This window comes from Niallia laureatilytica, from assembly GCF_046613985.1.
Classification (GTDB): Bacteria; Bacillota; Bacilli; order Bacillales; family Cytobacillaceae; genus Niallia.
Window position 1 is genome coordinate 504346 of record NZ_JBKKHP010000001.1, and the last position, 23359, is coordinate 527704.

The 23359-nt window shown below is 40.7% G+C and carries 23 protein-coding genes; 1 reads left to right on the plus strand and 22 read right to left on the minus strand.

The genetic code is table 11. The features are described 5' to 3' along the window. Positions 1–260: 260 nt before the first annotated feature. The 13 genes from ACLIJJ_RS02570 to ACLIJJ_RS02630 form a co-directional block, all read right to left on the minus strand. A complete protein-coding gene (locus tag ACLIJJ_RS02570) occupies positions 261–1463 on the minus strand; it encodes a pyridoxal phosphate-dependent aminotransferase (RefSeq protein WP_411410516.1) in 1203 nt (400 codons plus the stop codon). 120 nt (positions 1464–1583) lie between these two features. After that, positions 1584–2057: a cell wall elongation regulator TseB-like domain-containing protein gene (locus tag ACLIJJ_RS02575; RefSeq protein WP_233313385.1), complete on the minus strand. Its 474-nt coding sequence runs from the start codon at positions 2055–2057 to the stop codon at positions 1584–1586. 119 nt (positions 2058–2176) lie between these two features. Continuing rightward, a complete protein-coding gene (gene dinG / locus ACLIJJ_RS02580; protein ID WP_411410517.1) occupies positions 2177–4960 on the minus strand; it encodes an ATP-dependent DNA helicase DinG in 2784 nt (927 codons plus the stop codon). 208 nt (positions 4961–5168) lie between these two features. Further along, the gene (panD, locus tag ACLIJJ_RS02585; protein WP_233313383.1) at positions 5169–5552 is read right to left on the minus strand and encodes an aspartate 1-decarboxylase; all 384 of its coding nucleotides are present in this window, start codon (positions 5550–5552) and stop codon (positions 5169–5171) included. Positions 5553–5583: 31 nt separating this feature from the next. After that, a complete protein-coding gene (gene panC / locus ACLIJJ_RS02590) occupies positions 5584–6429 on the minus strand; it encodes a pantoate--beta-alanine ligase (RefSeq protein ID WP_233313382.1) in 846 nt (281 codons plus the stop codon). Then, entirely contained in the window at positions 6426–7259 is an 834-nt protein-coding gene (gene panB / locus ACLIJJ_RS02595; RefSeq protein WP_411410518.1) for a 3-methyl-2-oxobutanoate hydroxymethyltransferase, read from the minus strand. Before panB ends, panC begins: the two co-directional genes overlap by 4 nt. A gap of 244 nt (positions 7260–7503) precedes the next feature. Further along, on the minus strand, positions 7504–8487 hold the full coding sequence (locus ACLIJJ_RS02600; protein WP_233313380.1) for a biotin--[acetyl-CoA-carboxylase] ligase: 984 nt from the start codon (positions 8485–8487) through the stop codon (positions 7504–7506). Continuing rightward, a complete protein-coding gene (locus tag ACLIJJ_RS02605) occupies positions 8472–9668 on the minus strand; it encodes a CCA tRNA nucleotidyltransferase (RefSeq protein ID WP_233313379.1) in 1197 nt (398 codons plus the stop codon). The genes ACLIJJ_RS02600 and ACLIJJ_RS02605 overlap by 16 nt, the downstream gene beginning before the upstream one ends. Next, positions 9665–10807, minus strand: coding sequence for an N-acetyl-alpha-D-glucosaminyl L-malate synthase BshA (bshA, locus tag ACLIJJ_RS02610; RefSeq protein WP_233313377.1), 1143 nt, complete (start codon positions 10805–10807; stop codon positions 9665–9667). The genes ACLIJJ_RS02605 and bshA overlap by 4 nt, the downstream gene beginning before the upstream one ends. Next, positions 10804–11544, minus strand: coding sequence for a bacillithiol biosynthesis deacetylase BshB1 (gene bshB1, locus ACLIJJ_RS02615; RefSeq protein ID WP_411410519.1), 741 nt, complete (start codon positions 11542–11544; stop codon positions 10804–10806). The genes bshA and bshB1 overlap by 4 nt, the downstream gene beginning before the upstream one ends. Further along, positions 11513–11935: a methylglyoxal synthase gene (gene mgsA / locus ACLIJJ_RS02620; RefSeq protein ID WP_251646275.1), complete on the minus strand. Its 423-nt coding sequence runs from the start codon at positions 11933–11935 to the stop codon at positions 11513–11515. Before mgsA ends, bshB1 begins: the two co-directional genes overlap by 32 nt. An 11-nt stretch (positions 11936–11946) precedes the next feature. Continuing rightward, positions 11947–12753, minus strand: coding sequence for a 4-hydroxy-tetrahydrodipicolinate reductase (gene dapB, locus ACLIJJ_RS02625; RefSeq protein ID WP_251646273.1), 807 nt, complete (start codon positions 12751–12753; stop codon positions 11947–11949). Between the two features lie 71 nt (positions 12754–12824). Further along, positions 12825–13148 carry a nucleotide pyrophosphohydrolase gene (locus ACLIJJ_RS02630; RefSeq protein WP_233314721.1) on the minus strand — a complete coding sequence of 108 codons (324 nt, stop codon included), beginning with the start codon at positions 13146–13148 and terminating at the stop codon, positions 12825–12827. Positions 13149–13401: 253 nt separating this feature from the next. On the opposite strand from ACLIJJ_RS02630, the gene ACLIJJ_RS02635 reads away from it, so the two are divergent. Further along, positions 13402–14280 carry a YitT family protein gene (locus tag ACLIJJ_RS02635; RefSeq protein ID WP_233313372.1) on the plus strand — a complete coding sequence of 293 codons (879 nt, stop codon included), beginning with the start codon at positions 13402–13404 and terminating at the stop codon, positions 14278–14280. Positions 14281–14305: 25 nt separating this feature from the next. On the opposite strand, the gene ACLIJJ_RS02640 is transcribed toward ACLIJJ_RS02635, so the two are convergent. The 9 genes from ACLIJJ_RS02640 to ACLIJJ_RS02680 all read right to left on the minus strand — a co-directional run bounded on the left by ACLIJJ_RS02640 (position 14306) and on the right by ACLIJJ_RS02680 (position 23347). Beyond that, positions 14306–15529, minus strand: a complete 1224-nt coding sequence (locus ACLIJJ_RS02640) for an MFS transporter (protein WP_341077567.1) — start codon at positions 15527–15529, stop codon at positions 14306–14308. 140 nt (positions 15530–15669) lie between these two features. Continuing rightward, positions 15670–16344: a zinc metallopeptidase gene (locus ACLIJJ_RS02645; RefSeq protein WP_233313369.1), complete on the minus strand. Its 675-nt coding sequence runs from the start codon at positions 16342–16344 to the stop codon at positions 15670–15672. A 67-nt stretch (positions 16345–16411) separates the two neighbouring features. Then, positions 16412–17206, minus strand: coding sequence for a sporulation protein YpjB (gene ypjB, locus ACLIJJ_RS02650; RefSeq protein WP_233313368.1), 795 nt, complete (start codon positions 17204–17206; stop codon positions 16412–16414). A 79-nt stretch (positions 17207–17285) separates the two neighbouring features. Beyond that, complete coding sequence (gene lhaT, locus ACLIJJ_RS02655) at positions 17286–17873, minus strand: lipoprotein heptaprenylglyceryl N-acetyltransferase LhaT (RefSeq protein WP_233313367.1); 588 nt, start codon at positions 17871–17873, stop codon at positions 17286–17288. Positions 17874–18000: 127 nt separating this feature from the next. Further along, positions 18001–18549, minus strand: a complete 549-nt coding sequence (locus ACLIJJ_RS02660; protein ID WP_233313366.1) for a ReoY family proteolytic degradation factor — start codon at positions 18547–18549, stop codon at positions 18001–18003. 79 nt (positions 18550–18628) lie between these two features. After that, complete coding sequence (locus ACLIJJ_RS02665; protein ID WP_233313365.1) at positions 18629–19891, minus strand: tetratricopeptide repeat protein; 1263 nt, start codon at positions 19889–19891, stop codon at positions 18629–18631. Between the two features lie 12 nt (positions 19892–19903). Then, positions 19904–20806 (minus strand): hypothetical protein, encoded by a 903-nt coding sequence (locus ACLIJJ_RS02670; RefSeq protein WP_237941658.1) that lies wholly within the window; start codon positions 20804–20806, stop codon positions 19904–19906. 124 nt (positions 20807–20930) lie between these two features. Next, positions 20931–22217: a 3-phosphoshikimate 1-carboxyvinyltransferase gene (aroA, locus tag ACLIJJ_RS02675; protein ID WP_233313363.1), complete on the minus strand. Its 1287-nt coding sequence runs from the start codon at positions 22215–22217 to the stop codon at positions 20931–20933. Positions 22218–22243: 26 nt separating this feature from the next. Continuing rightward, on the minus strand, positions 22244–23347 hold the full coding sequence (locus tag ACLIJJ_RS02680; protein WP_233313362.1) for a prephenate dehydrogenase: 1104 nt from the start codon (positions 23345–23347) through the stop codon (positions 22244–22246). Positions 23348–23359: the final 12 nt, after the last annotated feature.

Here is a 23359-nt window from a genome sequence, read left to right on the forward strand (position 1 = left end):
AAAATCAAAATGATATGTAATAGCAAACCCAAGGGTTAAATTAAAGCTAAAGCATGAGCATGCTTTAGGAATTTCCGTTAAAAATGCAACATTTCTTTACAAATGCCGAGTCATTTTTACATAGTTTTACTTGCTATCTATCATAACATTATACCCTTCTTGACAATCACAATCAACATAATCGCTGAAAGGATTATTTTGCAGAAAATTCTGTTCGCAGTACAAAAAAAGCGGCAAGTCCAGCCTGCCGCTTCATCGTTTTATACCGTTTCTTTTGCTGCTTTGCTTTCAACAAAGCGATGAATTCTATCCACAGCCTTCTCAAGCAATTCCAATGATGTTGCATAAGATAAGCGAATATAGTTATCAGCACCAAACCCTGATCCTGGGATAACTGCTACTAGCGCTTCTTCCAGCAAAGCAGTTGCGAACTTATCTGCATCTGCGTATCCAGTAAGCTCGACCGCTTTCTCAATATTAGGGAATAAGTAGAATGCGCCATTCGGCTTCAGACAAGTAATCCCAGGGATATCATTCAGTTTCTTATGGATGATATCAAGCCTTTCGCTAAATGCAGCTTTCATCTTTTCCAGAGAGTCTTGCGGCCCCTCATATGCTTCAATCGTTGCATATTGGGAAGGAGTTGTTGGATTGGAAGTGCTGTGGCTCGCAAGGTTTGTCATAGCGGAAATAATTGCTTTATTCCCTGCTGCATAGCCGATGCGCCAGCCTGTCATGCTGTGGGATTTTGACACACCATTGATGACAATAGTCGCTTCCTTCAGCTCCGGAGAAAGAGAAGCAATGGAAACATGCTCATTATCTCCGTATACCAATTTTTCATATATTTCATCTGAAATAATCAGAATATTATGCTCTAGACAAATCTCTCCAAGGGCAAGCAATTCTTCTTTCGAATAAATCATGCCTGTCGGATTGCTTGGCGAATTTATAATCACTGCTTTTGTTCTTGGTGTAATAGCTGATTTCAGCTGTTCAGGAGTAATCTTGAACTCGTTCTCCTCCACTCCATTTACAAAAACCGGCACACCATCAGCAAGCTTTACTTGTTCCGGATAGCTTACCCAATAAGGAATAGGAATGATTACTTCATCCCCTTCATCTAGCAGGACTTGAAATAATGTGTATAAGCCGTGTTTTGCTCCGTTCGTAACAATGATTTGATTAGGCTCATAGCTTAGACCTTGGTCTCTTTGCAGCTTGTTGATAATCGCTTTTTTCAAAAGCGGCAGGCCAGCGGCCGGCGTGTATTTTGTGTGACCTTCATTCATGCTTTTCACAGCTGCATCGATGATATTTTGAGGAGTGTTGAAATCAGGTTCGCCTGCTCCCAATCCGATGACATCATGTCCCTCTTCCTTCAAGGATTTCGCTTTTGCCGTAATCGCAAGAGTCGTTGATGGGGTTAAAGCACTTACTCTTTTTGATAATTGAACATTCATTGTTTTTCTCCTCCAAATACCATTCTTTAAAAAATTCAGATATATTCCTGCGAAGCTCTCCGTTAAGAGAGCCCTTTTTTTAGCTTAATGGCGTAATGCTTGCTAAAATTTTGTACACTTCTAAATATTTTCAATATTTCTATGCAATTCTCCTGTTTCATAATCAAAATAAAAATAATTGATTAAATCATCATCTGTGTGGGCGTACACTTCCCAAACAGGAAGACCTTCAAGCATGCCAAGACGGACTGTATCAATGGATGAAAGCTCCCTCTCCGATGATAGTTTATTAATGACTTGCTGTTTTGTCAGCCCATCTTTTTTATTTTTGACCGTCACCGCATGGCTTTTTTCTTCAATCCACACAACGATATCTTCCTTATCCTTATTTTTTCCTTCTACTACGTAGTAACTGTCATTGCCGTTATAGAGAGAAAAATTATCCATGCTGACAAGGCCTGCTTCTTCTTTTGCTATTTTTTCTGCGGTCTCACGAGCCTTGGATACTGGCTGATGAGCTGTTGTATATGTATAGATGACAATTCCGAGTACAACAACTGCCAGGCCGACAAAAGACCAAATCCACTTTTTCATTTCATCACTTCTTTATTTATGTTTTTTATTTTTCATAGAGGCCGGAGTCTTAGCTCCAGCCTCTAGTATAAAGACTGCTTGGATATTTCGTCTATTATTTTAACACAATACAGTATCCATTAAATCCATTCCTTGATAAAAAATTCAATTTCATCTAACTTCTTTCTGATTACGGGCACTTTGGGAATGGACTCTAAAAAGAGCTCTCCATAAGTGGTTGTTATGATTCTTCTGTCCAGGATTACAATAAACCCTTTATCTGTTTCGGTCCTAATCAGCCTGCCGAATCCTTGCTTAAATCTTAAGACTGCTTCTGGTAAGCTGTTTTCCAAAAACGGATTGCCGCCCATAGACTTAATACGTTCATTCTTGGCTTCATTCAACGGCTCATCTGGAGAGGAGAACGGAAGTCTTACAATAATTAAACAGGTCAGATCCTCTCCCGGGATATCAATTCCTTCCCAGAAGCTGTTCGTGCCAAGCAAAATCGCCTTGTCATAGCGCTGAAAATTCCTCGTCAGCCTCATTCTGCTGCCAGTTGTAATTCCTTGAGCCAATATCGCATAATCTGGCAGGCTTCCTCTTGCTTTAATCATTTCATACGTCTTCTTCAGCATCTCATTGGACGTAAATAAAATCAGCATCCGCCCGCTTGTAGCTTCTGCAATGGAAATGATATGTCCTGTTACTGCCTCGATATATTCATCAAGCGGCACATTATTTATATCTGGAACCTCATCTGGTACAATCAGTCTGACTTGCTTATCATACTCAAACGGAGAAGGAATCTGCTTCTCCAAATGCTTAATACTGGAAAGCCCGAGTCCGTTTGCATAGTATTCAAAATGGTTGTTAACCGTCAATGTCGCAGAAGCAAACACGACACTTTTCTTCCGAGCAAAAAGGGTCTGCTGAAGTATTTCCGCTACAGAATGAGGCTGGGCGTAGAGAATAGCCTGATTCGGAAAGTTTTTCCAGTCGACTTCAAGCCAAGCAATGCTGTCTTCCTCCCGTAAAAAAATATGGCGCAGTGTCAGCATGTATTTATCCCAATCATCCATAATTGCCTTTATTCTGTCTGCAGCCATTACTTGGTCTGCACTAAGGGGAGCTGCATCATGTGTGCTGTATAGAGCGTCCACTAATTGTATAATCGCATCTTTACAATCCTTCAGCAAAAAGATGAACCGCTCTGCAACAATCTCTACTTGCTGCCACTGAATGGAATCATCTCTTTTGATGCGGATGCTCGCTTTAGGGCTGTTCGATTTGCCGCCAGTTTTTTTCGCATAGCGGAAGATAGTTCTAAACAGCTCCTCTAGTTCAAGCGGCAAATCGGAAAGCAGTCTGTTCAGCTTCTTTTTATCTGTGTACTCCAAATTCTTCTCTTTTGAATACAGCTTGTAAAAGAGCTGCTTCTGCTCATATGTTCCTATCGATTGAATGCTCATTTTTGTGCCGAAATAAGAGAATTGATGGCCAAAATGTTTCGTGGCATTCTTTTCAAAGTGATGGCCTTCATCAATGACCGCATATTCATAATTCGGAAGCAGCCCTTTGTCACCAGACAAGTCTTGTAACAACAGCGCATGGTTTGTAATGATAATATCCGCTTTTTGCGCTGCATTTCTTGTCCGCCGATAAAAATCCTTCGGTGCCCATTCTTTAGAAAAAGACAGAGAAAAATTACCGTCATTTTTAATTTTATGCCAGTATTTCATACCGCCGCTTGACAGGTTCAGTTCATCCTTATCTCCTGTTTTCGTTTCTGTAAGCCAGATCAGGATTTGCATTTTTGTTAAAATCACATCGTAATTGTCATCCTGCTCTTTAAGGGAAACCTCAAATTTATCTAAACTGATATAATGATTGCGTCCTTTTAGCACCGTATATCCAACAGCAAATGGAAGAATTTCCGCTAAGAGCGGCAAGTCCTTGCGGGTAAGCTGTTCCTGCAACTGTGTAGTAAAAGTGCTAACAACGATTTGTTTGTTTTCTTTTTTCGCAAAAAATGCAGCTGCTATTAAATAAGCAAGTGATTTACCCACACCTGTTCCAGCCTCAATTAAACCGTGAAGATCTGTTTGAAAACAGTGAAGAACATCTGTGATCATTTCCTGCTGCCCTAATCTTGTAACATAGTTAGGCAGCACTTGCGTCATCCTGTTTTCTACTTCATTCCTGTCAAAATCTATGTATTCTTGCTTGCTCTTTGCTGACTTATCCTTTTCATCTGACCGAAGTGCCAATCCTCTGTACAGCTCCAGCCCTTCTCGAATATAGGGCAGCTTACTCTCCTTTTGAATAGCGATATTGTCTAGCAGCTGATCAAGATCGCTTTTTAACGCGCCGCTTAAACCCTCTAATTGTCTAATTGTTGCTAGCGGCAAGCCTTGTATCTTATTCAGCATAATTAATAGAAGCTCTGCCGTTACATAGGCGTCACTATCCGCTTGATGCGGACGATTATGTTCAATATTTTCTTGAATGGCCAAATCTGTCAGCTTATAGCTGTCTGCTGTCGGAAACAGGATTCTAGCCATTTCCACTGTATCAATAATCGGACCATAAAATGCTTCAAACCCAGCCTGCTCTAATTCATCCGATAAAAAAGTCAAATCAAACATGACATTATGTGCAACAAAATAGGCATCCTTTAATAAGGACTGCACCTTTTCAGCTATTTCTTCAAATAACGGGGCAGCTTCGACCATTTCGTCATTAATGCCTGTAAGTTCCTCTATAAATGGTGAAATCGGCTGCAGAGGATTCAACAGGGAGGAATACTCCTCTACTATTTTCCCATCCTCGATCACGACTGCCGCGAACTGAATGATCCGATCTCCTTTTTTAGGTGAATTCCCATTTGTCTCCAAATCGACCACCACATATTTATTCCCCATTGCATCCACCTCTAACTTTCAGTCATTCAAACGGTATCATAAAATGGAGAAAAGGAAAAGAATTTACTTCATTATAATTGCCCGTTTAGCCGTTGGATTTTGCTGCAATGCACTAAGACGATGGCAGCAAAAAAGGCCTTTTGTTCCTCTTCTCGCGCATTACTAGCTTTTACATAATGCAAGAATTATAACAAAAAGCCTTTTAAGTTTAAATAATTGTCTTTTCCGGTTCCTGTCTCAACAATTCAACAATTCGGTTGTTCTCGCCCATAATCGCGACCTTCGGCTTATGGCTGTGAGCTTGTTCATCGCTCATTAACGCATAAGAAATAATTATTACCGTGTCCCCAACTTGCACCAATCTTGCTGCGGCTCCGTTCAAGCATATTGTTCCGCTCCCTCTTTGTCCGGGAATGATATATGTTTCCAAACGTGCGCCATTATTATTATTAACAATCTGCACCTTTTCGTTTGCAAGCATACCGACCGCATCCATTATATCCTCATCTATTGTGATGCTTCCAACATAGTTCAAATTAGCTTCCGTGACAGTCGCTCTATGAATTTTTCCATTCATCATCGTTCGAAACATGTGTTTTGCTCCTTTTGCCCTATTTTTCTGTTTATAACTCAAAGATGATATTATCGATTAATCTGGCACTTGGGAAACGGACGGCTATTGCGATAATGAAAGTTCCCTCCCATACAGATGGTGCCTCGAGTTCAGGATAGGTGAGAATTTCCAAATAATCGACTTTCCCGCTCGTCTCTTTTTCAATGCGTTCCTGCAATTTGATGACTAACGGTTTTAGATGATGATTCCCTTTAATCAGTTCTTCTCTTGCGATTGAAAGAGTCTGATAAAGAATGCCTGCTTCTTTTCTTTCCACAGGAGAAAGCTTCACATTTCGTGAGCTTTTCGCCAATCCATCCTCTTCTCTGACTGTTTGAACAGCATGCAGCTTAACTGGAAAATGAAAATCTTCAATAAGTCCGGCAACGACAGCGACTTGCTGGGCATCCTTTTTGCCGAAATAGACATTATCAGGCTGAATTAACTGAAACAGTTTTGTTAAAACAGTCGCAACACCGTCAAAGTGTCCTGGCCTGCTGCTGCCGCACAGTATATCTGCCCTTTTTTGGACATGGACAGTAACGGAAGGTGTGTGTGGATACATCTCTTCTGTCGTTGGAAGAAATAAATAATCAACCCCTTCTTCTTCAGCTGCCTTCTTATCCTGTTCAATCGCTCTTGGATAAGAATCCAAGTCTTCATTCGGTCCGAATTGAAGCGGATTAACAAACACGCTCAAAACAACCACTTCATTATCATCTCTTGCTTCTTGAAGGAGGGCACGATGACCTTCATGCAAATAGCCCATCGTCGGCACAAATCCAATTGTTTTTTGTTGTTTTTTTAATTGCAGTGCCAATTGCTGCATCTCTGTTTTTGAATGAATAACTTTCATCGTTTCCCTCCATACAGTCCTTCTAATACGTCTTCGTTCATCGTATAGCTGTGCTTTGTTTCCGGGAATGCCGAAGCTTTCACTTCTTTCACATATTGCTGAAGCGCATGAAGAATCGGTTCATCTACATTTGTGTACTGCTTGACGAATTTAGCGACTCTGTCCACTCCATATGAAATGATGTCATGATAAACGAGCACTTGCCCGTCTGTATCTCGACCAGCTCCAATTCCGATAACTGGAATCGTCAACCTTGCTGCTGCTTCCTTCGCCAGCTGCATGGGGATACATTCTAAAACGATGGAAAAAGCCCCAGCTTCCTCGCATTTTTTTACATCCTCAAGCAGTTGCATAGCATCTTCCATGCTTTTCCCTTGCACTTTATAACCGCCTAATACACCTACAGACTGAGGTGTTAACCCAAGATGGGCCATCACAGGAATACCGGCATTTGTGAGTAAACGTATTTTGTCGATCACATCATTTGCTCCTTCGATCTTGACGGCATTTGCTCCTGTTTCCTGAATCAGTCTTGTGGCATTAATTAATGTGTCACGGTCTGACAAATGATAGCTCATAAACGGCATATCAATCACGATAAATGTATCTTTAGCTCCCCGTCTCACTGCTTTGCCATGATGAATCATATCCTCCATTGTGACAGAAACAGTAGATTCATAACCGAGGACTACCATTCCGACAGAATCACCGACTAGCAGCATATCAGCACCTGCCTTGGCCGCCTGCTTGGCAGATGGATAATCATAGGCTGTTACCATGCTGATTTTTTCGGCATTTTTCATTTTGATAAAATCACTTGTTGTTTTCAATACTTTTCCTCCTTTTTAGGGAGAGGGGGATATAAATAAGCAGAAAAATCCCTCTATACAAATATAGAAGGATACGTTTACTAGTTTGTTTTTTTATCCCTCTGTCCTTGTCCTCTTTGTTGGATCTAGGCAGATACATCATTTAAATGTACTACAATTACTTACCTTTTAGGTGCAGTTCAAATAGATACTGCCCAGCAATAGCATTATAGCAGACCTCTTATATGTCTTACTACAAAAAAGTTTATGATTCAATTAAGATATCGGCTGAATATATGGTATGAACTTTGCCTTCATCATCTTCAAGGAGCAGAACGCCTTGATCTGTTATTCCTTTGGCGATTCCTTCTAAAGTACCGTTCAAGGTTGTTGCTTTCACTCGCTTCCCGATACTGACTGCATAACTTTCCCAGAGAAGTTTAATTGGATAAAATCCGTTTTCCAAATAGAGAGCATACAATCTTTCAAGCTCCAGCAAAATACTTTGGACAATTGTGGCCCTGTCCCATTCCTTACCCGTTTCAATAAACAAGGAAGTCGCTGTTTCTAAAAGGTCCTCCGGATAATCTGCTGCCTCCAAATTTACATTAATGCCTATTCCGATAATTAAGGAATGGATGCGGTCACTGTCCGCCTGTAATTCTGTCAGTATACCACTCACTTTTTTTCCATTAATCAGCAAATCGTTCGGCCATTTTATCCCTGGCTCACAGCCAGTTGCCTGTTCAATTCCCTTCACGGCAGCAACAGCCATAAGCAGGGTCAGCTGTGGTGTTTGCATAATTGGAACTTTCGGTCTTAAGATGATGCTCATCCAAATTCCTTTATATTTAGGAGAGTGCCAGGAGCGTTCAAACCTTCCTCTGCCGCCCAGCTGCTCTTCCGCAATAACAATCGTCCCTTCTTCTGCACCATCATATGCCAGCCTTTGGGCAATTCTTTGTGTTGAATCCACTGATTCTTCATAATGAATATTTCTTCCAAGCTGCTTTGTTTCCAAACCAAACCTGATCTCATCTGGTATTATTTTATGAGGTACTTCTAAAATTCGATAGCCTTTTTTACGAATAGCTTCCAATACAAAGCCATCCTTTCGGAGCTCTTCAATATGCTTCCAGATAGCTGTCCGCGAACAGCCCAGAACTTCGGCTAGCTCTTGACCTGATAAATATTCATCAGGCCTATCTGCGAAGGCTTGCAAGAGCTTTGTTCTTAAATCATTTCCCACTGCTTAAGCCACTCCTTTATTGCCTTACTATCATTAGCCAGTCTATTTTCCACAACAGCGGTTTCCACATTGGCAATCGTGTCTTTCATCCAAGGACCAGGAGGCTTTCCGCTCCATTCCATCAGGTCGCGGCCGCCGATTTGCAGTTCTTCCCTGCTTTTAATCGAAAGCTTGCTGTAAGCATCTTGTACACCAATTACATCCTCGGTTTTGCCGGTAAGCACACTAAACACCTTTTCTCCACTTACAGCAATATTTAAGCCGAAAATATAAAGATTCATGCTTGTCCACTGGTGATTTTCTTGTCTCTCTATCACACTTTTTATGATAGCTTGAACCGTTTTAATACGCTTGACTGGCAGCTTCCATTTGCGCAGGAACCTGTCTGCCTCCTGATGTGAGATTTCGCACGTTATTAGCAGGAGAGACCACATCTCATTGATGTCCAAATCCCAAACGGAAAGTGCAGACAGCAAGCTTAAACCATCCTTATAGGATTTAAGCATAGGCAGATGCTCATACAGCTTTGTCTCCATCATAAGCTTAAGCGCTTCGTTTCTTGCTTCGCCAAGCAGTAATTTTTCAAACTCCGCTGTAATTCTTTCTACGGCAATCTTTTCAAGCAGCTGTCTGTTGACCTCGACTGATAAACGAGTCTGCTCCTCTAACTGAAATCCAAGGGTGCTGACAAATCGAACTGCCCGCATCATCCGCAGGGCATCTTCAGCAAACCGCTCATTTGCAGACCCTACCGTTACGATACGTTTGTTAGCCAAATCGGTTTTCCCGTCAAAATAGTCTATGATATGGCCTTGTTTATCCATCGCCAAGCTGTTCATCGTAAAATCACGTCTTTGTAAATCATCACGAAGATTACGGACAAAGGCCACGTCTTTCGGTCTTCTGAAGTCTTCATATTCACTTTCTGTCCGAAATGTTGTCACTTCATAAGTCTCGTTATTGTAAAGCACCATAACGGTTCCATGCTCGATGCCAATATCTACTGTTGCTTTAAAAATTGACTTAACTTCCTCCGGCGTAGCAGAAGTCGCAATATCAACATCATGAATCGGCTTATTCAGCAAATAATCCCTTACTGCGCCTCCTACAAAATAGGCAGCAAAGCCTGCTGCCTCTATCTCTTCAATAATTGGAATTGCAGCTGCAAACGGTTGGTTCATATGTATTCTCCAGTTAAAATTAAATCTTCATAGATTTTCTCATACTGGCTAACAATTGTTTCTCCACGGAAATGATCCATCACTCTTGCGACAGAATTGGCAGCAAACTGCTGATGCCTTTTCTGATCAAGAAGAAGGGCTACAGACTTTTCGGCAATTTCTGCTATATTGCCAAGCTCACAGATTAGACCTGTTTCCCCATCGACAATTACTTCAGGGATGCCACCGATATTCGTGCCGACACATGGAACACCGCAAGCCATCGCTTCGAGAGCAACTAGCCCAAAGCTTTCTTTTTCTGATAACAAGAGCATTAAATCACTGATACTATACAGCTCTTCCAGGTTTTCCTGCTTCCCTAAAAGCCGGACTTTAGCTTTTATGCCAAGCTCATCAACAAGCTTGCATACATTTGCCATCTCAGGACCATCTCCAACTAACAGCAAGGTTGCAGACGTTTTATCTGAAATCCCTTTAAAAGCTTTCACAACATCAGTTACTCGTTTTACTGCCCGGAAATTCGACACATGAATGATAACCTTATCATCAGGACTAATCGCAAACTCCTTCTTCAGATGAGTGGAATCGATCTTGCGGTACACACGCTCATCTATGAAGTTATAGACTGTTTTTATATCTTTTTTAGGATTAATCAGATCATATGTCTGACTTACAAGCGACTGAGATACTGCTGTGACGACATCGGATTTTTCAATGCCAAAGCGAATGCTGTCAGCTAAAGAAGAATCATAGCCTAAAACGGTTATATCTGTACCATGCAAAGTTGTGACAATTTTAACATCTCTTCCACTCATTTGCTTTGCCAAAATGGCGCATACGGCGTGAGGTATAGCATAATGGACGTGAAGAAGATCCAGCTCTTCCCGGTTTATCACTTCTGCCATTTTGCTGCTTAATGCAATATCGTATGGCGGATATTGGAAAACGGAATATTGACTTACTTCTACTTGATGAAAAAATATATTATGGTACATTTTATTTAAACGGAAGGGCATGCTTGATGAAATAAAGTGTATTTCATGTCCTTTTTCTGCAAGCATCTTTCCAAGCTCTGTAGCTATTACACCAGATCCCCCGACAGTCGGGTAACATGTTATTCCTATTTTCAGCTTTTTCATACCGTACCACCCAACAAATCATTATGTATTAATAAAGGCTTCTTCGTCTTGAACCCTTCAGCAAACTTCAGCCCGACTTCTTTACCAAAAAGGCGCTCTCTTGCTTCCACAGTTTCTATGTATCCGTTGACAAGAGGTGTATCCACACTTCCTGCAGATTTTGTAAATTGGCTTGCATAGCAGTTCAAGCTTTGTTTTTTTACTTCCATAAAGTCGCTTACGTCTGTTACAAAGTCCGGTTTATGAAAACCGTTAATCATATAGAAATAAACATTACTTGTCTTATGCGGCTCTGTACCCTTCACTTTGTAATTTCGGATGCCGGCAGAAAAAACAGCCTCTTCCACTAATTTTGAACAATTGCCATGATCAGGATGTCTATCCTCCCAGTACGGAGCAAAGACGATTTTTGGTTTCACAAGCCTGATCAGCTCCACGATTGCTTCCATATTCTCATCCACATTCCAAAGGCCTCTGTCCTTTAACGAAAGGGTAAACCGGCCATGTATGCCAAGGACCTTTCCTGCAGCAAGTGCTTCTGCCTTTCTTGTATCAACCGTACCATTTGATGATAATTCACTGCTTGTTAAGTCACAGATGATTATTTTTTTTCCCATTTGAGCATATTTGGCAATGGTAGCACCCATGCCGATTTCCACATCGTCAGCATGGGCGCCTATTGCTAATATATCAATTTCGTCTGTGCTAAATGTCTGTAATTTTGTCTGTATTTCCATGTACAATATTTCTCCAATCTATATCCCCCTGCTCTAAGCCTCTGATCAGTACTTCTCCTGTACCCATATTGGTTGCCAACGGGACAGAATAAACATCACAAAGACGAAGAAGCGCTGTTACATCAGGCTCATGGGGCTGTGCAGTCAATGGATCGCGGAAGAAGAATACCATATCCATCTTATTATTGGCGATATAAGCACCGATTTCCTGGTCTCCTCCTAATGGCCCTGAACAAAAGCGATGTACTTCCAAGCCTGTTGCTTCTTGTATCTTTGAACCAGTAGTGCCTGTTGCGAACAGGGAATGTTTCTCAAAAATCTTTTTATAAGCTACAACAAAGCGAATCATATCATCTTTCTTCTTATCATGAGCTATTAATGCGATATTCATTAATTACACCTCTACTCCATAATATTTTCTAATCCATATATTAAAACATTAGCCTTTAACACTTCATCAACGGCAAATCTCACACCAGACATAAAGGAGGTGCGATTGTATGAATCATGCTTCAAAGTCAGCGTCTCTCCCTCTGCTCCAAACATAACCTGCTGATGGGCGATCAAGCCTGGCAGCCTAATGGAATGAATTCTCATGCCGTCAAAGTCTGCTCCTCTTGCCCCAGGGATTGTTTCCTTCTCTTCTGGATGTCCTTGTTTTTTCGGCTTTCTTACTTCTGCAATCAGTTCTGCTGTTTTAACTGCCGTGCCACTTGGTGCATCCAGCTTGCGGTCATGATGCAATTCCATGATTTCCACATCATCGAAATACTTAGCAGCAAGCTTAGAGAATTTCATCATCAATACGGCACCCAACGCAAAATTAGGCGCAATGATGCAGCCCCTGTCCATCTCTTCACATAATGCCTCAAGCTCTTTCAAATTCTCACTTGTAAAGCCTGTTGTCCCTACAACTGGTCTTACGCCGTATTGAAGCGCTGTTTTGGCATGGAACATTCCGAATTCAGGTGTTGTTAAATCAATTAACACATCCGGTTTGACGTCCTGCAGACATTTTTCAACATCTGTATATATCGGTACATCATAGGAAGGAGAGCTGAAATCATCAAGTTCACTTAATCTTTTCCCCTCATGCTTATGATCCAAAACGCCGACAAGTTCAAAGTGATCAGTACGTCCTGTCAGATAAACTGCTTCCTTTCCCATTCTCCCTCTTGGTCCTGCGATTACAATTTTTACTTTTTCCACTGTCTAATACGCTCCTTTTTATTGCATCCATATGTATTATTGCATGTTTTTTTGGTTAGCAATTTAACTGCTTATGTTTCGCTTTCGTCCTTTCTTGTCCAGCGATCTTTATCCCTTGTGTTAAATTTATGCATAACTTTATTATGGGAATCTTCCAAATCAATGTTCAAACTGTTTGCTAAACAGATAAGAACAAAGAGCATGTCTCCCAGTTCGTCGGCAATTTCCTTTTCATTTTCCGAAGCCTTTTTTGGCTTTTCTCCGTAATAATGATTAATTTCGCGAGCCAGTTCTCCCAGCTCTTCTGTCAGTCTGGCAAGCATCGCCAGCGGACTGAAGTAGCCTTCCTTAAACTGTCCGATGTATTCATCCACTTCTTTTTGAAGCTCTTGCATTGTTTTCAAATCTATTCACCTCTAAAAACTGCATTATTCTGCCTATTCCCCTTCATGTTAGCTAACATTTTCTTTTTTTACAAATGTTTTTGATTATTATTTTTCGGAAAAAAAGCGGCGCCCGTCACAGCTGGTTTTTCCGTAATGAAGATTGCTCATACAAGACCGATTCGATATAATGGATAGGCTTCAATATAATTGGTTCATACTAAGGTTAAATGATGACAGCTATACATAGAAAGCAGGCGAAAAAATGTTTAAGACGTTAAAGCTCAAAAATATTTTCTTCATTGTGCTCGGATCAGCTATATTTTCTTTTGGAATTGTCCATTTCAACATGCAGAATAACTTGGCAGAGGGCGGATTCACAGGTATCACCCTTTTGTTATTTGCAAGATTTAACTGGGACCCTTCGATAACAAACCTGATTCTAAATGTACCGCTCTTTTTTCTTGGCTGGAAACTGCTCGGGCGCAATGTCCTTATCTATACCATTATTGGCACGGTAAGCGTGTCTGTATTTTTCTGGTTCTTCCAGCTGCCCCAAATCGAGCTCCATATACCACTTAAAGAGGACTTAACACTTGCTGCTTTGTTTGCAGGAACCTTCATTGGTATTGGGCTTGGCATTATCTTTCGTTTCGGCGGCACAACTGGCGGAGTCGATATTATCGCAAGACTTGTTAATAAATATTTTCACTGGAGTATCGGCAAAACGATGTTTTTGTTTGATGCCTGTGTTATCACATTATCCTTGCTAACATACTTAACTTACAGAGAAGCCATGTATACCCTTGTTGCTGTCTTCGTAGGAACTAGGCTAATCGACTTTATGCAGGAAGGTGCTTATGCCGCAAGGGGTGCCATCATCATCTCAGACAAAAATCCAGAGATAGCAGATAAAATCTTAAAGGAAATGGACCGCGGTGTTACCGTCTTAAAAGGACACGGTTCATTCACTAAACAAGATAAAGAAGTTCTTTACTGTGTTGTTGCTAAGACAGAAATTGTGCCGCTAAAGGCCATTATTACAAGCGTTGACCCCCATGCCTTCGTATCAGTAACTGTTGTTCATGATGTATTGGGAGAAGGCTTTACTTTAGATGAATATAAAAAGCCGATTGAACATTAAAAGAGGGGGAAAGCTCCCCTCTTTTTTATGGTCTTTGGTGGATTTCTTTTATGCGTGCATCGCTCGGGAGCAAGTATGTGAGTACTCCTAGTAACGGCAGCATACTGCAAAACACCATAATTGTTTGAAGGCTGTATACATCACCAATCACACCGAAAATAACCGCTCCTAATGCTCCCATCCCAAATGCCAGACCGACAATCAGTCCTGACACAAGCCCAATCATACCAGGCAAAAGCTCTTGGGCATAGACAACCGTAACACTGAAGCTTGATTGCAGTATAAAGCCAATAATAACCAGCAGCGGAGCTATACACCATTGAGGAACATATGGCAGCAGCAATGCAAATGGAGCAGAACCAATTAGAGAAAATAACAGGACTGTTCGTTTGCCGAACCGGTCTGCGAGTGGTCCGCCAAAAAATGTACCAGCTACCCCTGCAGCCATAAACAAGAAGACATATATTTGGGCGTGTTTAATTGTGCTATCGAATTTTTCTATCATATAAAAATGAAAAAAGTTATTAATGCCTGCACCATACCAAGATCTGGCGAAAACTAAAAAGATCAATAAACAGATTGCCACAATAACTTCCTTGTTCCAGCCACTTTTTTCTGTTTTAGCTGTTTTTTTCTTGACTGCCGGCACCTGAACGACAAGCTCTTGCTTATACCAATTTGATACAAAGAACAAAACAAGCATGCCCAATGCAGCTAACAGTGTAAACCAGATTGTACCAAATTGGCCTGTGCCAATAAAAATGAATGCTGTAAATAACGGAGCGAGTGACTGGCCGCCATTCCCGCCGACTTGGTAAATAGATTGTGCCAGCCCTCTTTTATTCCCTGCTGCCATGTACGCAACTCTAGAGCCTTCAGGGTGAAAAATAGCAGACCCAAAGCCAATGAACAAGACAGACAGAAGCACACTGATAAAATTAGGTGCTAGTGCTAGACCAAGCATTCCGAGCATGCTTGAGAACATAGCAATTGGCAAAAAATAAGGAATTGGCTTTTTATCTGCCAGCACTCCAAAAACAGGCTGCATGATAGAGGATGTAATATTAAGCGTAAACGCAATCCAGCCTATTTCTGTATAATTCAAATTCATAGTCGGTCCTATAATCGGAAATAAGGCCGGCACAACCGATTGCATGCAATCATTGATGAAGTGACCTAAACTGATGGCAAAAAGGATTCTGTATACAGTTATTGGTTGAGTATTATGTATTGCTCTTTCAGCCTGCAATATAACCCTTCTCTCTGTTAGTGATTAAGGAAAATCAGATTTATTATACAACTATCTTTCGATTATGGAAATAATCTTTAAGAAACTTTCAGAATATTTCTTCGGAAATAAAAAAAGTCTATGGAAATAAAGTCCATAGACTAATCGTTGCGCTGCATACCTGTATATATCATGATAAGTCTCAGCAGTTCAAGGACTGCAACGGCAGCGGCTGCAACATATGTTAAGGCGGCAGCGTTCAACACCTTTTTCGTTTCTCTTTCCTCATCATTGCGGATGATTCCTAATGCAACCACTTCATCCATAGCACGGCTTGATGCATTGAACTCAACTGGAAGTGTTACGAATTGAAACAATACTGCTGCTGCCATAAAAACAATGCCCAATAGTACAAAATTGCTTGCTCCAAGGATAAAACCAATCAAAATCAAGATCCACGAAAAATTGCTCCCTATATTAGCAACTGGTACTAATGCATGACGAAAACGTAAGAAAGCGTACGCTTGCTGATCCTGAATAGCATGGCCGACCTCATGTGCTGCAATTGCAGCAGCTGCAACTGAAGACCCGTGGTAGTTATCAGTGGAGAGACGAACAACCTTTGATCGCGGGTCATAGTGATCTGACAGCATCCCTCTCGTTTCTTCTACAGATACATCATATAATCCATTAGAATCCAGTATTCTGCGCGCCACTTCTCTTCCTGTCATCATGGAGGAAGATGCCACTTTTGAATACTTTTTGTAAGATCCTCTTACTCTCATTTGTGCCCATAGAGGAATGATGAGAATGATTATAAAATACACAATAAACATGCTTTTTCCCCCTATTCTTCGTTAGTATATTATAAATTGTAAGCAGGGAAATCTCGCAAGTCAATTATTAAGGCCGTTTGTGCCTTCTTCGCTTTTCTTCCTTGTCTCCTAAATATTTTCTCCATCCTACATAGGATAATGTAAGGATAATGATGCTTCCAGTTGAAATTATTACCCACCATAAAGATGGATCTGCCTCATCTTCATATACCTGGTTAAAAACATCCTCAAGCTCTGATTCCAACTCGTCCAATTGCTTTGTTTCACCTTTTGTAAAAATTTGCAAGCGGTATGTATCGATATAATCGACCATCGTATTTAATTTTTGAAATTGTGCTGTTGTCACATCAAGCTTCAAGCTTGGATTAATGATTTGATACAATGTTAAAAACGAGTTCAGTTTCGCTTCATATTCCTGCTTATCGTTAGTGACAGCAGCATCTTTCATGTCCCGGTAAGAAGCCATCACCTGTTCTTCCATTTGTGTCCATAATGGCTCTTGCCCTGACGAAACAGCATCAACTGCAAGCCTGAACTTGATTGCCGAGTTAATCCGTTCATTCGTATCTGCAGAAGGGCTAGTAATTGCCTCAACCGCTTCATCACGAGCTCCGGTCAAAATTTGCAGTTCATCCATCGTAAAGGTACGCTCTTTCTGTCTTACGATGCTGAATTGATTGGAAAAATAATCAAGAATTTTTTTTGCATCGTCATATCTTTCTGACTTAACCAATTGCAGTGCTTCATCTGATAATGTATCTAACTCGTCTATAGGCGAATCTTGGTCTGCATATACAGATATAGAAATAGGCGTAAGCAGGATTAATAATATTAATAATACAACCAATTTAGCCTTCATCATACTTGTCCCTCCCCGATATACTATTAGAAATGTATGTCAGGAAGGACAAGGTTAGACTATAAATTTAAAACTATGTACACTAAAGAATGGAAAGCGTCGTTTTCCTTTTGGCAGCATAAAAACAGATGCCAATACTTACGATACTAAGCCAAAAAGTAAAATAACCAATTTTGTCCATCGACTGATCAAGAATACTGTAATTCGGCATCATCGAAAATACATAGTCAATAACATCATTATGCAATGTCCATACCGCCGCAATGGCTGCATGCTGCCATTTAATCCGATAATACGGTAAATACAATAATCCTTGGACAGCCATTGCTCCGTGCGAAACAATCAGCATCATGGATTCAATCTCTAATTGGCCTGTTTTGGCGTATACAAGGAGATTCATCACAACCGCCCATATTCCGTATTTAAACAGTGTTAAAAGCGCTAAAGCTTCAAACAATGGGGTGTTCTTCCTTAGTAAAAACGCTATTAAAACAAACATAAAAAACAGGCTGGCAGTCGGACTGTCCGGCACAAATAATAAGAAGATCTTGGGCGTCTCCGCCAACTGAAACCTATACCAATAATAGCCATAGATTGTCCCAAGTGTGTTAACGATGAGGAGCAGCCAAATAAACGACCGATTTCCTAATATAAGCTGTACCCATTTCATGTTAGGCAGCCACCTCTTTCAAGATTTTTCATTTCCCTTTATAATAGCATAATTCGGAATTCTATCTCTAATTTTTTCACGACAAAACAAAAAAGCGGTATGACTAGTCATACCGCTTTAAACACTATTATTCAGTACTTTGCAATTGCTTCAGGCGATCTGTCAGCTCGCGGAATGCACGCTCATCTCCGTTATCGAGAGCCTCATCAATCAGTTCCAGCAGCTTTTCCTTTTGGAATTTTTCGATGCTGGTAACAAGGAATTGCTCAGCAATATAACGGTCCTTCTCACTGATTTCCAAATTCTTAGGCATGAAAGGATTTTCTACAAGCACAGCCGCATACTGATGCGCCTTATTGGAAGCATAAAAATTCAGTTGGATATAGATGTCTTCATCTCTGTTTAAGCGAATATCGTGAAAGGATTTTTCCGCATCTGTCGTCATGACATTTTCCTTATAAAAGCGAAACGGAACTTCATCAACACAATGCGTTGACATCACCAAGCCCCTAGGGCATTTCTCGGCATTTTCGACGAAATGCACTTTTTCCATAAGCTGATCATGACTCATCAAATAATTCAAAATCCATACGCATTCTCTTCTTTTCAATTGATAGTGATTCAAAAACCAACGAATGAAGTCTTTTTTTTCGTTGACAGATACAGGGGTTTTCATGTTTGTTTCCCTCCTCTGCTTGCAACCAAGTTTTTAGTTTTAACACCTTGATCCTAAATTCCAGCGAATAAAGGCTTAATTACTCGCCGCTTGTTAAGCGTTGAACGATTTCGATAAACTCTTCATTGCTCGGGTCTTTTTCTAATAGGCTACTAAACACTTCTGCAGCTTCCTGTCTTTTTCCTTCTTCCAAAAGAAAATAACCATAATCATATAAAAAGTCTGGGAGTTCTTTAAAGAAAGTATATGCTTCTTGGTATTTGTTTAATGCCTCTGAATAATTTTCTATTCCTTGCAATGCCTTTGCCCCATCCCATAACAGCTGAGGCTCCTCTATATCTTGAGAATCCATAAGCTCTACCAGCTCGATAATATCCCCAAAACGGTCTTGCGTTAAAAACAGCTTATTTAAGAGCAGCACGCTTTCGGTGAATTCAGGGTCAATTGCCAAGGCTTCTCTGAAATACTTCTCAGCGTTCGCTTCGTCCCCTAGCTTTAGTGAAAGCTTTCCTCCAAGCAGATAAAGCTCCTTATTAAACTCATCATGCTTAACACCATCTTGAACCGTCTCAAATGCTTCTTGAAGCATTTCCTCTTGTTCGTAGCTTCTAGCTAAATATAAATACAAGGAATGGAAATCAGGATCTAATGTTTTTACTTCTTCAAATCGGTTAATAGCAATTGTAAGCTGTCCTGCCTGCAATGCTGTCAGCGCTAAGTTAAACAGTGTGTTAATTTCAATCTTTTCTTCAAGGGCAAGCTCATAATAATTAATCGCTTCTTCAAATGCGCCGCCTGCGCTCATATTGTCGGCAATTCTTCCATTAACATTAACTCCGCCGACTGTTGTTTGCTCTGGTACAACTGTTTGATAGGCCTTAATGGCGTCTGCAATTCGGCCTTGTTCAGAGTATAGCTCCCCTAAAGCGAAATCAATAATTACCTCATTAGGAAGGATTTTTTTCGCTTGAAGCAGCTTTTGTTCACTTACTTCATACAGCCCGTCCATTTGGTAGAGATCTGCTAACAGCAGAAGGCTTTGCGGGTAACTTGCATCTTCAGGATTGATTTTTTCCAGCTGTGAAATAGCCTCTTCCTCATTGCCAATTTCCATTTCAGTTTCAGCGAGTAATACTAATAGTTCGCCTTCTTCTGGATAAGCTTCCAGCAGCATCTTAAATAAAGCTTTTGCCTCATCAAGGAAGCCGAGCTGAAACAACTCCTCCCCTAGTACGAATCTTTCTTCATTTGAACCTTGGCTGAGTATCTCTTCATAATATGATAAAGCTTTAGCTTGTTGACCATTTTCTAATAACGTCAGTATTTCGTTTACTCGTTCCATTTTGTATCCTTTCTAAACTCCTCCTGTGCTAAAGAAGGAAGGTACTTTTATTTCCATCTGATCTCCAAATCCAGGATGGTAGAACACTTTTTCACCAGCTCGAACGCATACACCTTTATGGTAGGTGACAAGTATCTTATTATAATGATAATGGTATAATTCCTTTTCATCAATATTTATGATTGAGCGGCTTTTTTCATAAAGATTATAGGTAACTTCTCCCCCTTGATAAATATTGCCTTTAAACGGATAAATTCCTATCTTGATAAGTGCCTCATAGGAGATAATATCATTTTCCATTAATTCTTTCTTAAGAGAAGAAATATTGGCATCTCGCATGATGATTGACCATGCTGTTTGCGCTTTTGTCCGCTCCTCTTCGTCTTCCATTAAAAATTGGGGGATCAGCGGACAATTAAACGGGAAAGCTGCCTCTTTTATCCAACCCCAAGGAACTTTATATAAATCTTCAGCTTGATTAATTTCCACGATAACAGCTGGAATTTTTTCTTTTTTACAAGATCTGATCAGACTTGCTGTTAGGATTTTGAGGGGGATTTTAATACATATAACATAATCGACGGCACAATTCAACAGCATATTTTTTGTCTTTTTTAGTTCGGCCGATAGCTCTCGTTCCTTTCTGACATCACATGCTGTCAGGACCATTGTGCAGCCCCTTTTTATCATAGCTTGAATATGCTCCTTTTGCTCACTCGGCTTCAGTTTTGTCACATCGTTATCGTATACAATAGGTGTTGGTGTCATAATATACGAATTTCCGTCCATTCTTATGCTGCGCTCCTTTGCGAAGCGCTCCTTCAATGCATCAATCCGATTGTCTTGAATGAGCATGGAAGTCTTTTTTAGTGACTGTTTTTTTAAAATACTTATATTTTCAATGATATATGCCATATACCCACCACCAAGCTTTTTAAGACAAGCTATGATAATTTTGGAGATTTTATGACTAATGTTTTTACCATAGAAAAAAGAGGTGTTTTTTAGACACCTCTTTTTTCTTCCTTATTTTCACAGCTTAAACTGTCAAGCTCTCCATATGTTCGAAGAATGATGGATATGAAACGGAAATTGCCTCGGCGTTTTCAAGGATAATATCCCCTTCTGTTACTAATGATGCAACGGCAAGCATCATGCCGATTCGATGGTCGCCGTGGCTGTCGACTGCAGCACCTTTAAGAGTAGCACCTCCGCGGATAATCATGCCATCTTCTGTCGCTTCAATATCAGCACCAAGTTTTTTTAATTCATGGACAACCGTATCAATGCGGTTCGTTTCCTTCACTTTCAGTTCTTCTGCATCTTTAATGACAGTTGTTCCTTCTGCTTGCGTTGCCAGCAAAGCAATAATTGGGATTTCATCAATCAATCTAGGGATAATATCGCCTTCAACTGTTGTACCCTTTAAAGAAGAAGCCTCCACTTGAAGGTCACCGGATGGTTCAAACTCATCCTTAGAGTCAATAATTGTAACTCTTGCTCCCATTTTTTCAAGAACATCGATAATTCCCGTTCTTGTTGGATTTAAGCCGACATTCTTTAATGTAACAGAGCTGCCTGGAACAATGCTTGCAGCGACAAGGAAGAATGCTGCAGAAGAGATATCACCAGGCACGTGGATATCTGCTGCCACAAGCTTTTGACCGCCTGTAACCTGAATATTTTGTCCATCTACACGAATATCCCCGCCGAATGCTTTGATCATTCTTTCCGTATGATCTCTCGTTGACACTGGCTCCACAACTGTTGTTGTACCTTCTGCCTGTAAACCTGCAAACAAAATAGAGGACTTCACCTGAGCACTAGCCACAGGAAGTTTATAAGAGATTGCCTTTAGTTTTTGTCCGCGAATGGAAAGAGGCGTGAACTCTCCGTTGCTTCTTCCATCGATTTTTGCCCCCATCTCTTTAAGAGGGTTGACCACTCTGGTCATCGGACGTTTGGCGATGGAGCTGTCTCCTGCCAATGTGCTGTGAAAATCTCTTCCTGCAAGAATTCCCGACATCAATCTGATTGTCGTGCCGGAATTCCCTACATCAAGCAGTTCGTTAGGCTCCTTAAGACCTGCAAGCCCATTAGATTCAATTATTACTTTCTCATTATCATGCTGAATGTTAACACCGAGCTTCTTAAAGCAAGCGATTGTGCTTAAACAATCTTCTCCCATTAAGAAATTTGTAACGGTCGTCTTTCCCTCTGCAATTGAGCCGAACATAACAGAGCGATGGGAGATAGACTTATCTCCCGGTATAGCGATTTCCCCTGCAAGCGGCCCTTGTGCTCGCTTCAACTGTTTTTGATCCATATTATCACCTTAATCCATACAAGTCTTTATCCAATAGAGGTCTCGTAGTTGGAATATGCAGCAATACAAGCCTGCGCCCTTGTACGATCCTCTTCTGTCTGGAAGCTTATCACTAACACACCGTATATTTCTTCTCTTGTTTCCACAATACGAATATTGGTGATACTAATATTTTCCTTAGCCAAAAACCCTGTTACTTCAGAAATAATCCCTGGATAGTCAGGAACATCTACATATAAGTCATAGAAGGCAGGAATCGCACCCTTTTGGTTTTGCGGCAGCTCATCTCTGACATTTTTCGCTTTTTGGAAATAATCAAAGATTTCACTTGATTCCTCTTCCCTAATCAAATGCCTTACCTTCTCCATCTCAACCACCCAGCTGTCAAGGAGCTCGAGCAGCACTTCTTTATTATGAAGAAGAATATCCCGCCACATCGCAGGGCTGCTTGAAGCAATTCTTGTTATATCCCTGAATCCTCCAGCAGCAAGCCTTGTCACAAGCTCGTTTGTCTTGCTGGTTGCATCCGCTTGATGAACAAGAGAAGCTGCCACGATATGAGGCAGGTGGCTGATTACGCCTGTCAATAAATCATGCTCTGCTGGTGATACAACAAGAAACTTCGCATTTGTGCCAGACAGCCAATCCATCAATAATGGCACAGCATTCTTATCTGTTGTATCTTCAGGAGTTAACAAATAAAACGCATTTTCAAACAAAAGTGCTTTGGAGGCAGACACTCCGCTTTTATGAGAGCCGGCCATTGGATGACCACCAATAAAAGTGATGCCCTTTTCTTTTAACAGATGAGATTTCTCGACGATTTTGCCTTTCGTGCTTCCTACATCTGTTACGATGACCTGCTCTTTCAAAGGTAATTGCGCCAATTTCTCCATCATGATTTCCGCTTCCCTAACAGGGGTTGCAATAATAATCAAATCGGCATCCTTAGCTCCTTCTTCTAGCGTATCGACTGAATCATCAATGACTCCAAGCATTTTGCCAAGCTTTTTGTTTTTCTCGGCTATATCAAAACCAATAATAACAGTATTTGGATATTTATTTTTTATAGAGAGAGCGAGTGATCCCCCAATAAGTCCCAATCCGATAACGAAGACGCGACCATTCATCCTATCACCGCC

Coding starts and splice junctions, on each gene's coding strand:
- bshB1 (WP_411410519.1), bottom strand. CDS start 11,544: ATGGAAATACAGACAAAATTACAGACATTTAGCACAGACGAAATTGAT.
- ACLIJJ_RS02665 (WP_233313365.1), bottom strand. CDS start 19,891: ATGGAACGAGTAAACGAAATACTGACGTTATTAGAAAATGGTCAACAA.
- bshA (WP_233313377.1), bottom strand. CDS start 10,807: ATGAAAAAGCTGAAAATAGGAATAACATGTTACCCGACTGTCGGGGGA.
- ACLIJJ_RS02630 (WP_233314721.1), bottom strand. CDS start 13,148: ATGCAAGAGCTTCAAAAAGAAGTGGATGAATACATCGGACAGTTTAAG.
- ACLIJJ_RS02645 (WP_233313369.1), bottom strand. CDS start 16,344: ATGTTTATTGTGTATTTTATAATCATTCTCATCATTCCTCTATGGGCA.
- ypjB (WP_233313368.1), bottom strand. CDS start 17,206: ATGATGAAGGCTAAATTGGTTGTATTATTAATATTATTAATCCTGCTT.
- ACLIJJ_RS02575 (WP_233313385.1), bottom strand. CDS start 2,057: ATGAAAAAGTGGATTTGGTCTTTTGTCGGCCTGGCAGTTGTTGTACTC.
- panD (WP_233313383.1), bottom strand. CDS start 5,552: ATGTTTCGAACGATGATGAATGGAAAAATTCATAGAGCGACTGTCACG.
- dinG (WP_411410517.1), bottom strand. CDS start 4,960: ATGGGGAATAAATATGTGGTGGTCGATTTGGAGACAAATGGGAATTCA.
- ACLIJJ_RS02660 (WP_233313366.1), bottom strand. CDS start 18,549: ATGAAAACCCCTGTATCTGTCAACGAAAAAAAAGACTTCATTCGTTGG.
- lhaT (WP_233313367.1), bottom strand. CDS start 17,873: ATGAAATGGGTACAGCTTATATTAGGAAATCGGTCGTTTATTTGGCTG.
- mgsA (WP_251646275.1), bottom strand. CDS start 11,935: ATGAATATCGCATTAATAGCTCATGATAAGAAGAAAGATGATATGATT.
- aroA (WP_233313363.1), bottom strand. CDS start 22,217: ATGGATCAAAAACAGTTGAAGCGAGCACAAGGGCCGCTTGCAGGGGAA.
- ACLIJJ_RS02635 (WP_233313372.1), top strand. CDS start 13,402: ATGTTTAAGACGTTAAAGCTCAAAAATATTTTCTTCATTGTGCTCGGA.
- ACLIJJ_RS02670 (WP_237941658.1), bottom strand. CDS start 20,806: ATGGCATATATCATTGAAAATATAAGTATTTTAAAAAAACAGTCACTA.
- ACLIJJ_RS02680 (WP_233313362.1), bottom strand. CDS start 23,347: ATGAATGGTCGCGTCTTCGTTATCGGATTGGGACTTATTGGGGGATCA.
- panC (WP_233313382.1), bottom strand. CDS start 6,429: ATGAAAGTTATTCATTCAAAAACAGAGATGCAGCAATTGGCACTGCAA.
- ACLIJJ_RS02570 (WP_411410516.1), bottom strand. CDS start 1,463: ATGAATGTTCAATTATCAAAAAGAGTAAGTGCTTTAACCCCATCAACG.
- ACLIJJ_RS02605 (WP_233313379.1), bottom strand. CDS start 9,668: ATGAACCAACCGTTTGCAGCTGCAATTCCAATTATTGAAGAGATAGAG.